General features: G+C 68.2%; 10 protein-coding genes. 1 reads left to right on the forward strand and 9 read right to left on the reverse strand.

Annotated features, from left to right (window positions below):
* Positions 1-115: 115 nt before the first annotated feature.
* Positions 116-2,245, reverse strand: coding sequence for a hypothetical protein (locus UU9_RS08095; protein ID WP_040670601.1), 2,130 nt, complete (start codon positions 2,243-2,245; stop codon positions 116-118).
* An 84-nt stretch (positions 2,246-2,329) separates the two neighbouring features.
* On the reverse strand, positions 2,330-3,658 hold the full coding sequence (locus UU9_RS08100; protein WP_007081255.1) for an APC family permease: 1,329 nt from the start codon (positions 3,656-3,658) through the stop codon (positions 2,330-2,332).
* A 136-nt stretch (positions 3,659-3,794) separates the two neighbouring features.
* Here UU9_RS08100 and dinB point away from each other — a divergent pair, with 136 nt between their 5' ends.
* A complete protein-coding gene (dinB, locus tag UU9_RS08105) occupies positions 3,795-4,901 on the forward strand; it encodes a DNA polymerase IV (RefSeq protein ID WP_083838946.1) in 1,107 nt (368 codons plus the stop codon).
* Positions 4,902-4,981: 80 nt separating this feature from the next.
* On the opposite strand, the gene UU9_RS08110 is transcribed toward dinB, so the two are convergent.
* The 7 genes from UU9_RS08110 to UU9_RS08140 all read right to left on the reverse strand — a co-directional run bounded on the left by UU9_RS08110 (position 4,982) and on the right by UU9_RS08140 (position 11,703).
* Positions 4,982-5,323 (reverse strand): glycine zipper 2TM domain-containing protein, encoded by a 342-nt coding sequence (locus UU9_RS08110; RefSeq protein WP_007081257.1) that lies wholly within the window; start codon positions 5,321-5,323, stop codon positions 4,982-4,984.
* A gap of 135 nt (positions 5,324-5,458) precedes the next feature.
* Positions 5,459-7,300 (reverse strand): dihydrolipoyl dehydrogenase, encoded by a 1,842-nt coding sequence (lpdA, locus tag UU9_RS08115; RefSeq protein WP_007081258.1) that lies wholly within the window; start codon positions 7,298-7,300, stop codon positions 5,459-5,461.
* 53 nt (positions 7,301-7,353) lie between these two features.
* Positions 7,354-8,265, reverse strand: a complete 912-nt coding sequence (locus tag UU9_RS08120; RefSeq protein WP_007081259.1) for a mechanosensitive ion channel family protein — start codon at positions 8,263-8,265, stop codon at positions 7,354-7,356.
* 10 nt (positions 8,266-8,275) lie between these two features.
* A complete protein-coding gene (gene aceF / locus UU9_RS08125; RefSeq protein ID WP_007081260.1) occupies positions 8,276-9,916 on the reverse strand; it encodes a dihydrolipoyllysine-residue acetyltransferase in 1,641 nt (546 codons plus the stop codon).
* Positions 9,917-10,204: 288 nt separating this feature from the next.
* Complete coding sequence (locus tag UU9_RS08130; protein WP_007081261.1) at positions 10,205-10,534, reverse strand: DUF2845 domain-containing protein; 330 nt, start codon at positions 10,532-10,534, stop codon at positions 10,205-10,207.
* A 135-nt stretch (positions 10,535-10,669) separates the two neighbouring features.
* The gene (locus tag UU9_RS08135) at positions 10,670-11,245 is read right to left on the reverse strand and encodes a DUF924 family protein (protein WP_007081262.1); all 576 of its coding nucleotides are present in this window, start codon (positions 11,243-11,245) and stop codon (positions 10,670-10,672) included.
* Positions 11,246-11,256: 11 nt separating this feature from the next.
* Positions 11,257-11,703: a ferritin family protein gene (locus tag UU9_RS08140; RefSeq protein ID WP_007081263.1), complete on the reverse strand. Its 447-nt coding sequence runs from the start codon at positions 11,701-11,703 to the stop codon at positions 11,257-11,259.
* Between the last annotated feature and the right edge of the window lie 35 nt (positions 11,704-11,738).

Below are 11,738 nucleotides of genomic sequence, written 5' to 3' on the forward strand. Positions count from 1 at the left end.
GGGTTGGGGAGGGGTCGCTCTTTGCCCCGGCAAACCCAAAAGCGCCCCTCCTGACCTCCCCTGCGACCAAAGGAAGTCACTTTAAGGGCAAGCAGGGGAGGAACCTGCTTGTGCCTCACTGATGCCGCCGATTCGCCTCACGCACCGCATCGACAAACCCGCCAAACGGAATGTCGGTAATGCCCACCAGCCCCACGTGACTGTTCTCCCCATCGAGCAAGCGGCCGGTAACGGGCTGATCCAGATACTGGAACCAGTGCGCGCCCACGATCTGCGGATCATCGGCGGCCGCCGCCAGAAAGCGTGTGTAGGCCTCGCCGCGTTGCGCTTCGCTCGCCACCGCCACCACGCCGTTGCCGAACGGTCCGCGGTCGTCGGAGCCGAAGTGGAATTCGCTGATCAGCACCGGCTTGTCCAGCGCGCGCATCGCGGCGGCATCGAAGCCGTGTTGCGGCAGGTCGGCGTAGACGTTGAAACTGACCACGTCGCAATAACGGGCGCAGGCCGCCACCGCCTCCGGCGTATTCACCGCAAAGCGGCCGCCCAGGAACAGGTGATGCGGATCGTGCCGGTGGATGGCTTCCGCCACGGTGCGGAAATAGGCGTCCGCGTACTGCCGCAGCCACGCGCGATAGTCGTCGGCGATGGCCGGATGCGCCGCATTCGGCAGCGGCGCGGCAAAGCCGGTGGCGTCGAGTGCGCTCCATGAGGTCAGCGCGATGCCCCAGGCGTTGGCCAGCGTTTCGGGTGCCACATATTTCTTGCGCAGTGCGGCGATGAACGCCTGCTTGGCCGGGCTGGCCGCGTTGCCCGCCAGCGTGCCTTGCGCCAACCCCCAGCGCCCCTGCGCGCCCGCGCCGGCCCAGGCCAGTTCGTTGTCGGCGAAATAGCCCAGCAGCCACGGGTCGTCGCGCACGCCGGCGCTGGCCTTGATCACGGCGACATCGGTCGCCTGCACAAATCGCGGGTCGAACGGGTCGGGCATGCGGCCCCAGTAATCCAGCCCGCTGGCGACATTGGCGTAAGCGCCGGCGATATTGATCGAGCGCGTGTACGGCAGGCGATGCGCCTGCCCCAGCGCCGGGTCGCTCCAGTCGCCCAGGGTGTTGAAACCCCAGGCCTGCAGCCGATCCAGCGCGCGCGTGCGCCACGCGGCCAGCCAGCCCGCACCATCGACGCGATACAGGTTGGCCGCGTAGAAATCGAACCAGCGCCCGTGGTTGTAGCCGATGCCCTGGCTGGCGCCCTGCTCCGCGCTGCGATTGTCGCCCGTGCCGTAGAACGCGGCCCATTCGCCATCCTGCGGCGGCAAACCGGTGAACATGAACTCGCGGCCTTCGACATAGCTGCGCCCACCATCGGCGGCCACCGCGTTGACGCCCAGCGAGAAGAACGCGTGGCCAGCAGGCGTCACCAGATGCCAACGCTCGCCCAGCTTCTGCGTGTGGAACCAACCGGTCGTGGCGAGATTATGGACGTCCAGACGTCCACCGTACTCGTCCTGATCGGCGCGCATTCTGGCCTTGTCGAGTGCAACGCGCTCGCTGGCATGCGCGGCGCGCAGGGCGGCGTCGGACGCGATCTTCTCCGGCCACTGGCCGCGCGTGGCCTGGCCGTAGCGATCGACAATGCCGGTATAGGCGGCGCGCTGGAGCGCCTGCCCGGAAACCGCCTCGACGCGCCCGAACAGCAGTGTCTGTGGCGCCTGTGGTGCCGGCACCCCGAAGCGCAGTGTGTGCGCCGTACGCGGTTCAAGCCGGCCTTCCACCGTGGTGGCGAGAAGAACCGGCCTGCCGTCGTCGTCGAACGGCATCGGCGGCGCAACCTGCATGCCCATCTGACGTGGGCTCGTCGCATGCAACGGAATCACCAGCGTCTGCGGCGGTCCGGCCGGCAAACCCACCTGCGCGTGCAGGTGCTGGTCGGGGTTCGCCCCGCCGATGTCGATGGTCAGCGTGACCGACCACGGCATCGCGTTCTGCACCTGAACCTGCACCTGCAGCTCATCGCCGGCAGCCAACGCGTTGGCCGACGTCACCGTCAATGCCGGCGAGGCGGCCGCCTCGAAGGTGAAACGCTGCAGGGTGATACCGTCGATCACCTGCGGTGCGCCGTCGCGGTGCACACGCTCCAGCGTGACGGGTGCCGTTGCGGCGGGCGCGGCCAGGTCAATCGGCGTCATCGATGCCTGCGCGTGGCAGCCGCACAACAGGCCCAGGCAACCGGCGAGGACAATCCGCTTCATGTTTCCGCCGTCTCGATCGAAACGTCGAGTATGGCGCGCGAAGGTGAAGCGCAGCCATCGCCGCGCGCACACCGAACGCAGCATTCAAACCGCCTTGCGCCCTTCCAGCCAGCGCCAGCCGTAATACACCGGCACGCCCAGCGCGATGATCAACAGGCTCATGCCTGCGTCACCGGGGCGGTTGATCGCCGAGGCCACGATCACGCCGAACACGGTGATCACGAACACCAGCGGCAGCAGCGGATAGAACGGCACCCGGTACGGCGCCGGGTCATCGATGAAATGCTTGCGGTACCAGAACAGCGTGGCGATGCCGAACACGTGGCCCAGCCATTCGCCCACCGTGGTGTAGTTGAGCAACTGGTTGAAGCTGCCCGACAGCGTCAGCACGATCGCCCACGCGCCCAGCGCCAGCAACGCGATCTGTGGCGCCCGCGTGCGCGCATCGATGCGCCCGGCCGCGCGAAAGAACATGCCGTCGGCGCCCATCGTCTGCAGCACGCGGGCGCCGCCGGCGATCGCGATGCTGCAGTAACCGAAGGTGGAGCAGGCAATCCCCGCCGCGATCACGGTGGCGCCGTGCGGGCCGAACAGCTTTGCCATCAGGTCCGCCGCCGGGGCCTCGCTGGCGGCCAGGCCCGCATGGCCCAACCCGCCCAGATAGGCCAGGTTGGCCAGCACGTAGCAGATCACCACGCCGCCCATGCCCAGGCCCAGCGCGCGCGGCAAGGTGCGCTGCGGATCGCGCACCTCGCCCGCCAGGTCGTTGAGATAATGGAAGCCGCCGTAGCTGAAAAGCACCGGCAGCAATGCGCCCGCGAAGGCCCACGACGACACCGGTCGCGTGCTGTCGGTCGACAGCGCCAGGCCGAAGTTGCCGTCGGCCAGGATCAATCCGGCCACCACCAGCAGTGCCAGCGCGGCCAGCTTCAGCACGGTGAACGTATTCTGGATCAACGCACCGGCGCGGATGCCGAACAGGTTGACCCCCACGATGAACACGATCGCGCCCACCGCCACCGGCGACGCATAGAGCAGCGGCAGGCCGATCGCCGCACACAGGTAGCGGGCGAACATGGTGGCCACCGCGGCCACGCTGCCGGGGTAGTTGATCAGCGCCATCGTCCAGCCGAACAGGAACGCCGGCAGCAGGCCGAACGCCTCGCGCAGATAGACGTAGATGCCGCCCGCCTGCGGCCGCCGCGCGCCCAGCTCGGCGTAACACAGCACGCCGGCCAGGGTCAGCAAGCCGCCGATCGCCCACAGGATCAGCACCTCCGTGCCCGAACCCGTGTTGCGCGCCACCGTGGCGGGCGTGAGGAAGATGCCGGCGCCGATGACGCCGCCGATCACGATCATCGCCGCGTCCCAGGTGTTCAGGCGGCGGGCGTAGGCGGCAGGTTGGTTGGTCATGGCCGCCACCTTGCCATTGTGCAGGTGGTTTCGGCCAGCCCCATTCGTACCGCGGGATCGGCCGTCGGCATCACTGCTGACACATGCCGGCAGTGGCCGGCTCTAGAATCCGGGCATCAGTATTCCGGTTGTGCGCGTGTCCGTTCCTCCACGAAAAATCCTGCATATCGACATGGATGCGTTCTACGCGTCGGTGGAGCAGCGCGACGATCCGTCGTTGCGCGGCAAGCCGGTGGCAGTGGCATGGCGAGGCGCGCGCTCGGTGGTGTGTGCGGCCAGCTACGAGGCGCGCGTGTTCGGCGTGCGCTCGGCGATGCCGGCGATGCGGGCCGAGCGCCTGTGCCCCCAACTGATTTTCGTGCCGCCGGATTTCGTGCGCTACAAGGCCGTGTCGCGGCAGATCCGCGAAATCTTCGCCCGCCACACCGACCTGATCGAACCGCTGTCGCTCGACGAAGCCTATCTGGACGTCACCCAACCGAAGACCGACCTGCCCTCGGCCACCGCCACCGCGCAGGCGATCCGCGCCGCGATCCGGGCCGAGACGGCGTTGACCGCATCGGCCGGCGTGGCGCCGAACAAATTCCTGGCCAAGATCGCCTCGGACTGGAACAAGCCGGACGGGTTGTGCGTCATCCGCCCGCACCAGGTCGAGGCGTTTCTCACGCCGCTGCCCGTGGGTCGCCTGCCCGGCGTGGGCAAGGTGATGGAGGCGAAACTGGCAGCCCTGGGCATCGCCACGGTGGGCGAGTTGCGCACCCACGCGCTGGCCGAGCTGGAGCAGCGCTTCGGCCGCTGGGGTCGCCGCCTGCACGAACTGGCGCAGGGCATCGACCACCACGCAGTCGAGCCCGAACGTCCCACCCTGCAGATTTCCGCCGAGGACACCTTCGAGCACGATCTGCCGCTGGACGAGATCGAACCGCACATCCGCCGCCTGGCCGAGAAGGCCTGGGCCGGGCACTTGCGCCAGCATGGCGCCGGGCGTCACGCCCGCGTGGCGCGCACGGTGGTGCTGAAGCTGAAGACCTCCGATTTCCGCACGCTCACCCGCAGCCTCACGCCGGCCACACGGCCGGCGTCAGCCCACGCGCTGGCCGACATCGCCTGCGCGCTGCGCGACCGCGTGGATGCATCGGCGGATCATCGCTATCGGCTGGTGGGCGTGGGCTTGTCAGGCTTCATCGAGGCCGAGGACGACGCCGCCCAGGGCGACCTGTTCGAAGACCACGGACAACCGTGACCGCGCGTCATGCCACGGACGGCATGGCCAGACGTAGCATCTTATGGACGTCCAGACGTCCATAAGATGCTACACGCACGTCAGTCCTCCACCTCGTGGCAACGGCGCTCGGTGGTGTAGTAGGTCTTCTTGTCCTGCGCATTCTTCTGCACGCGATTGCCCACGTAGCCACCGGCCACGGCACCGCCCACGGTGGCCAGGGTCTTGCCCTTGCCGCCGCCGACCTGGTGGCCCAGCAAGCCGCCGGCCACCGCGCCCACGCCGGTGCCGATCAGGCGTTTGTCGTCCTTCGAACCGTTGTGCTTGACCTGCACGTTCTCGCAGACGGTGTGGCGCTGGCCGGTCTGCGCGGCGGCCGGCGTGGCGGTCAGCGCCGGCACGGCCAGCGCGAGCGAGGCGATCAGGGCGAAGGAGGCTTTCATGGCGGGACTCCAGAGTGGCGATGCCTCTGGATATCCCGCCCTCCGTGACGGCCCGGTCAAGCCCGCGCCAGCCGTTCAGTGCCGGTTGGCGCTGGCCGCCGGGAACCCGGCGGCAGCGGGCCTTGGGGCCGCTGTTTACTTCTTCTTCGGGATGTACAGATCGGTGATGGTGCCTTCGTAGACCTCGGCCGCCATGCCCACCGATTCGCCCAGGGTGGGATGCGGGTGGATGGTGAGGGCGATGTCGGCCGCCTCGCTGCCCATCTCGATCGCCAGCGCCAGTTCCGAGATCAGCTCTCCCGCGTTCACGCCCACGATGCCGCCGCCGACGATGCGGTGGGTTTGCTCGTCGAAAATCAGCTTGGTGAAGCCCTCGGTGCGATCGACGCCGATGGCGCGGCCGCTGGCCGCCCACGGGAATTTGCCCACGCCCACCTTCAGGCCCTTTTCCTTCGCCTCGCGTTCGGTCACGCCGACCCAGGCAATTTCCGGGTTGGTGTAGGCCACCGACGGGATCACGCGCGCATCGAAATGGCTCTTCAGCCCGGCCACCGCCTCGGCCGCCACGTGCGCCTCGTGGGTGGCCTTGTGCGCCAGCATCGGCTGACCGACCAGGTCGCCGATGGCGTAGATGTGCGGCACGTTGGTGCGCATCTGGGTGTCGACGTTGATGAAGCCGCGCTCGGTCACCGCCACGCCGGCCTTGTCCGCACCAATCTTGTTGCCGTTGGGCGAGCGGCCGACCGACACCAGCACGCGGTCGAACAGGGTGGTTTCGGGGATGCTGTCGCCTTCGTAACCCACCTCGATGCCCTTTTTGGTGGCCTTGGCGCTGACCACCTTGGTCTTCAGGTGGATGCCCTTGAGGTGGCTGCCGAGACGCTTGGCCAGCGGCTTGATCAGGTCGGCGTCGGCGCCGGGGATGATCTGATCCATGAACTCGACCACGGTCACTTCGCTGCCCAGCGCCGAATACACCGTGGCCATCTCCAGGCCGATGATGCCGCCGCCGACCACCAGCAGTTTCTTCGGCACGTCCTTCATTTCCAGCGCGCGGGTCGAGTCCAGGATGCGCTCGTCATCCCACGGGAACATGCCCAGCTTCACCGACTGCGAGCCGGCGGCAATGATCGCGTTCTCGAAACGGATCAACTTCACGCCGTCGTTGGTCTGGACTTCCAGCTCGTTCGGCGAAACGAAGCTACCCGTGCCCTGCACGGTGCGCACCTTGCGCGCCTTGGCCATGCCGGCCAGGCCGCCGGTGAGCTGGCCGACCACCTTTTCCTTGAAACCGCGCAGCTTGTCGAGGTCGATTTTCGGCGCGCCGAAACTCACGCCATGGGCGGCCATCGCCTCGGCTTCATCGATCACGGCAGCGGCATGCAGCAGCGCCTTGGACGGGATGCAGCCGACGTTGAGGCAGACGCCGCCCAGGCTGGCATAGCGCTCCACCAGCACGGTGTCGACGCCCAGGTCGGCGGCGCGGAACGCCGCGCTGTAGCCGCCGGGGCCGGAGCCGAGGACGACGAGTTTGCATTCGATGTCGGGCGTGCGGCCGGACGCACTGGCAGCCTGCGGGCTCTTTCCCTCTCCCTGTGGGAGAGGGTGCCCCGAAGGGGTGGGTGAGGGTTCGGCCGGAGCGGGAGACTTCGCTTCGCCCGTACCCTCACCCCCAGCCCCTCTCTCCCGCAAGGGGACTTCCTGTCGGTCGCCGGAGGGAGAGGGGGGCGAAGCTTCGCCCGCCGCTTCCAGCACCACAATTACCGCGCCTTCGGAAACCTCGTCGCCCACCTTCAGCTTCACTTCCTTCACCACACCCGCGGCGCTGGACGGAACCTCCATCGTCGCCTTGTCCGACTCCAGCGTGACCAGGCTCTGTTCTTTTTCCACGGTGTCGCCGGCTTTCACCAGCACCTCGATCACCGGCACGTTGTCGTGGCCGATATCAGGAACTTTTACTTCGATGGTGTTGGCCATGGTTTTTCCTCGGGAGTTGCGGGCTGGCGGCGTGTGGCCGCCGGCCACGGGATTCAGGAGACAGGGATAGCGCGTTGGGGCCGCCGCAACTGCACGTCGCGCTGCGGCAGGGGAATCGTTATGCCGTGCGCCAGCAAGGCATCATGCAGCGCCCAGTTGTAGGCGGCCAGCGCGGCGCCGGGGCGGCGGGTGGCCTCGGCATTCAGCCACACCACCAGCTCGAACTGCAGCGCCCAGTCGCCAAAGGCCACCAGTCGCACCTGCGGTGCCTTGTCGCCCTCGGCGTCCAGCGTGAACTTCACTTCGTGCACGGCCTGAAGCGCGGCTTGCCGCACGGTTTCCTTGTCGCTGGCATAGGCCACGTGGAACGGGACCTTCAGGCGCCGGAAGCCCTCGCGCACGGTCCAGTTGACCACGCGACCGTTCACGAACTCGGAGTTCGGCACCAGGATGTCGATGTCGTCGTTGGTGGTGATGCGGGTGGCGCGGATGTGGATGTCGCGCACGCGGCCATGCACGCCGGAAGCCAGGTCGACGAAGTCGCCCACCTTGAGGCTGCGGTCGAACAGCAGCACCACGCCGCAGACGAAGTTGTTGAAGATGGCCTGCAGGCCGAAGCCCAGTCCCACGCCCAGCGCGCCGGCAAACACGGTGAAGCGGGCGATCGGGATGCCGCTGGCGTTCAGCGCCAGCAGCACGCCGACCAGCAACAGCAGGTAGTGCATCAAGCGTCCGAACACATAGATGGACGACAGGTTGACGTGCTCGTAGCGCCGCGCATAACGGCGCAGCAACTGCCGCACCAGCATCGACAGCAGCACGCACAGGCCGAACAGCAGCACCGCCGCCGTGAGCGACCCCACGGTCAGATCAAAGCCGCCGCCGCGAAACAGCGGGCGATTCAACCACTCGCTGACCGGCGTAGCTGCGGGCTCCGCGGGAATCAGTGCCGCCGCCAGCAGCATGCGGCCCCCGTCACAGCAGCAGGCGGCGGATGTCGGCCAGCTGGTTGGCCACGAACACGGCGAAACGGGCGGCCAGCGCGCCGTCGATCACGCGGTGGTCGTAGGACAGCGACAACGGCAGCAGCAACCGCGGCGCGAACTCCTTGCCGTTCCATACCGGCTTCATCGCCGACTTGGACACGCCCAGGATGGCCACTTCGGGCGCGTTGACGATCGGCGTGAAATAGGTGCCGCCGATGCCGCCCAGCGAGCTGATCGAGAAGCAGCCGCCGGACATGTCGGCCGGGCCCAGCTTCTTTTCGCGCGCCTTTTTCGAGATCTCGCCCAGCTCGCGGGCCAGATCCAGCAGGCCTTTCTTGTCGCAGTCGCGGATCACCGGCACCACCAGGCCATCGGGCGTGTCCACCGCGATGCCGATGTGGAAATACTTCTTCAGGATCAGCTTCTCGCCGCTCTCGTCCAGCGAGGCGTTGAACTGCGGGAACGCCTTCAGCGCCGCCACCACCGCCTTGATCTGGAACACCAGCGGGCTGATCTTGGTGTCCTTGTTTTCCGCGCCCAGCTGCTTGCGGAACGCCTCCAGCTCGGTGATGTCGGCGTCTTCGTGCTGGGTGACGTGCGGGATCATGGCCCAGTTGCGGGCCAGGTTGGCGCCGGAAATCTTCTGGATGCGCGACAGCGGCTTTTCCTCGATCTCGCCGAACTTGGCGAAATCGACCTTCGGCCACGGCAGCAGGCTGAGCCCGTTGCCCGCGCCCACCGCACCGCCGGCCACCGGACGCGCGCCGGAGGCCAGCGCGTGCTTCACATAGCCGCTCACGTCGTCGCGCTGGATGCGGCCGCCGCGACCAGTGCCCTTGACCTGCGCAATGTCCACGCCCAGCTCGCGGGCAAACGCGCGCACCGCCGGGCTGGCGTAGGGCGCATCGCCGGGCATCACCACGCTGGCATCCACCGGCGGACGCGCCACCGGCAGGTTGCTGCGATCGGCTTGCGGTGCGGGCGCAGCCGCCACGGGTGCCGGTGCCGGTGCCGCAGCGGCTGCCGGAGCAGCGGGCGCGGCATCGCCGCCCTCGATCATGGCGATCACATCGCCCTCGGAGAGCTCGTCGCCCACCTTCACCTTCAGTTCCTTCACCACGCCGGCGAATGGCGACGGCACTTCCATCGTGGCCTTGTCCGACTCCAGCGTGATCAGGCTCTGATCCTTGGTGACGGTGTCACCAACCTTGACCAGCACTTCGATCACCGGCACGCCGGAGTGGCCGATGTCCGGCACCAGCGCGGGGCGCACGCCGCCGGCGGATGGCGCGGGCGCGGCGGCGGCGGGCGCCTGGGGCGCCTCGGCCTGCCTGGCGGGCGCCGGGGCGGCGGCCTTGGGCGCTTCCTGGGCGGCGGGCGCGGCGCCAGCACCGTCGGCCTCGATGATGGCGATCACCGCGCCTTCGGAGACTTCATCGCCCACTTTCAGCTTCACTTCCTTTACCGTGCCGGCGAACGGCGCGGGGACTTCCATCGTGGCCTTGTCCGATTCCAGGGTGATCAGGCTCTGTTCTTTCTCGACGCGGTCGCCGGCCTTGACCAGTACTTCGATGACCGGTACGTCAGCGTGGCCGATGTCGGGAACACGAGCTTCTTTGAGATCGGCCATGAATGGCTCCTGGAAAATGGCGGGGACAATGGTGCGCCGCCGGAGGGGGATCGCGGCGGAAACAAGTGCCAATCATAACGAACAGGCGGGTCTTTCGCCCACTATGCGGCGGAGTATGCGGGTCGTGGGGACGCTCGGCGGCGACGCACCGGCCCATGACGGATGCGGTGGACGGATGCGATGGGCGGTGCGATGACGCGGGTCACGGATCGACGGCTGGGGTCGACTGCGGGGCGGCGGCGCCCGGGGCCGAAATCACCGGGGTTGCGCCTGGCGGGCAGCGCGTTCTCAGCGGCGCCGGTCGTCGATGTCACCTACCGTGCCATCGATGATGGTCACCGTGGTCAGGTGGTTGCCGCGGCGGTATTGCCACTGTTCGCCACGATCGGCGTCGGTGATGACGCGCACGCCACGGCCGCGGCGCGACGGGGCGGGACGGCGTCGGAATTTGCGCGACGGCTTTCCCAGCAGCTCGACCACGCGCATCACGCTGTCGCCGGTGGTGAGGACCTGGTTGCCGACGCGCAAGGTATTGGAGGCGAGGGCCGGCGTGCTGGCGAGGCCGAGCGCGCAGGCGAGTGCCAGTGCGAGCGGCAGGGAGGTGGTGGGTTTGGGCATGGTCGTTCCCGATGGCGAGGTAACCCGTGATGGGCGTCGATCAGGCTGGCGCGGTGCGCCGCCGGGCGGTATCGGAAACCGCTGCATGTCCGCGAAGGGGTTCGCCGGCATCGGCGCCAGTGCGGCGCCGGTCGATCAGAAGCCAGCGCCCGGCTGCGCCAGGTAGATCGCCTCCTCCGCCGTCGACGAACGGCCCAGCACCGCGTTGCGGTGGGGGAAACGACCGAAGCGCTCGATGACGTCGCGATGGCGCCGCGCGTAATCGAGAAAGCCCTCGAACGATGCCCGCTGTTCCGGTTGGGATTCGGCGCGGAGCGCCTCGAACAGCGCCACCGAGCGGTGCTGCACGGCGAGATCCTCGGCGTGTTCCAGCGGGAGGTAGGCGAACACGCGCTGCAGCGGCGGCAGGGCCTGGTCGTCGCCGCGTTCGATGCCCGCCAGCGCCAGCGACAAGGCTTTGGGGTCTTGCGCCCAGGCCCGGGCATCGTTGCGGTGGAGGTTGCGGCTGAACTGGTCCAGCAGGATCAGCAGCGCCAGCCAGCCCAGCGGCGTACGCGTCCAGCCATCGAGTTCACCGTCGGCCGCGGCGGTGGCGACGGCACCGAAACGGGTGCGGATCTGCGCGTCGAACGCGGCGTCGGCGGCAAACCAGTGCGCGGCGCTTTCCTCGGCAAACCAGAAGGCAAGCACGGCCTCGGCGGTCGGCGACATGGGCTCTTCCTTCAATAGCGCGCGGTGCCACCCAGGCCATGCATGTCCAGGTGGATGCCGTGCAGGCGCGGCAGTTGCCGGCGCAGCACCAGCGCCACGTCGGCAGGGGCGGTGGCAATGGTGGCGCGTTCGAATTGGTGCAGCAAGCGCACTTCGTGCCGGCTCAGTGCGTGGATCCAGTCGTTGTCCGTGCGCGAGGCGTTGTTGGGCATGCCCGCCGCCCACTGCGCCCGCAGCGTGCCGCGCCAGGTGCCACGCTGCCGGGACGGTTCACCGGTCGTGCGCTGTTGTGCCTGCAGGTCGGCCACCACCAGCATCAGCGTCTGGGCGTTTTCGTTCAGCACGCTGCGCAACCCCGGCTCGCGCGCGGCGGTGGCGGCGCGGCGGTACAGCCGGCACAGGTCGATGCTGTGCTGGATCAGGGGTTCGTAGATGGAACGGGGAGCGAACAGCGCCACAATCGGCTCCAGCGGATGATGAAGCGAGATGACGC

It is taken from the genome of Rhodanobacter fulvus Jip2 (assembly GCF_000264315.1).
Lineage (GTDB): Bacteria > Pseudomonadota > Gammaproteobacteria > Xanthomonadales > Rhodanobacteraceae > Rhodanobacter > Rhodanobacter fulvus.

Excerpts from the sequence above, each read along its gene's own strand:
- UU9_RS08095 (WP_040670601.1), bottom strand. The coding sequence starts at position 2,245 with ATGAAGCGGATTGTCCTCGCCGGTTGCCTGGGCCTGTTGTGCGGCTGC.
- UU9_RS08100 (WP_007081255.1), bottom strand. The coding sequence starts at position 3,658 with ATGACCAACCAACCTGCCGCCTACGCCCGCCGCCTGAACACCTGGGAC.
- UU9_RS08110 (WP_007081257.1), bottom strand. The coding sequence starts at position 5,323 with ATGAAAGCCTCCTTCGCCCTGATCGCCTCGCTCGCGCTGGCCGTGCCG.
- lpdA (WP_007081258.1), bottom strand. The coding sequence starts at position 7,300 with ATGGCCAACACCATCGAAGTAAAAGTTCCTGATATCGGCCACGACAAC.
- UU9_RS08120 (WP_007081259.1), bottom strand. The coding sequence starts at position 8,265 with ATGCTGCTGGCGGCGGCACTGATTCCCGCGGAGCCCGCAGCTACGCCG.
- aceF (WP_007081260.1), bottom strand. The coding sequence starts at position 9,916 with ATGGCCGATCTCAAAGAAGCTCGTGTTCCCGACATCGGCCACGCTGAC.
- UU9_RS08130 (WP_007081261.1), bottom strand. The coding sequence starts at position 10,534 with ATGCCCAAACCCACCACCTCCCTGCCGCTCGCACTGGCACTCGCCTGC.
- UU9_RS08135 (WP_007081262.1), bottom strand. The coding sequence starts at position 11,245 with ATGTCGCCGACCGCCGAGGCCGTGCTTGCCTTCTGGTTTGCCGAGGAA.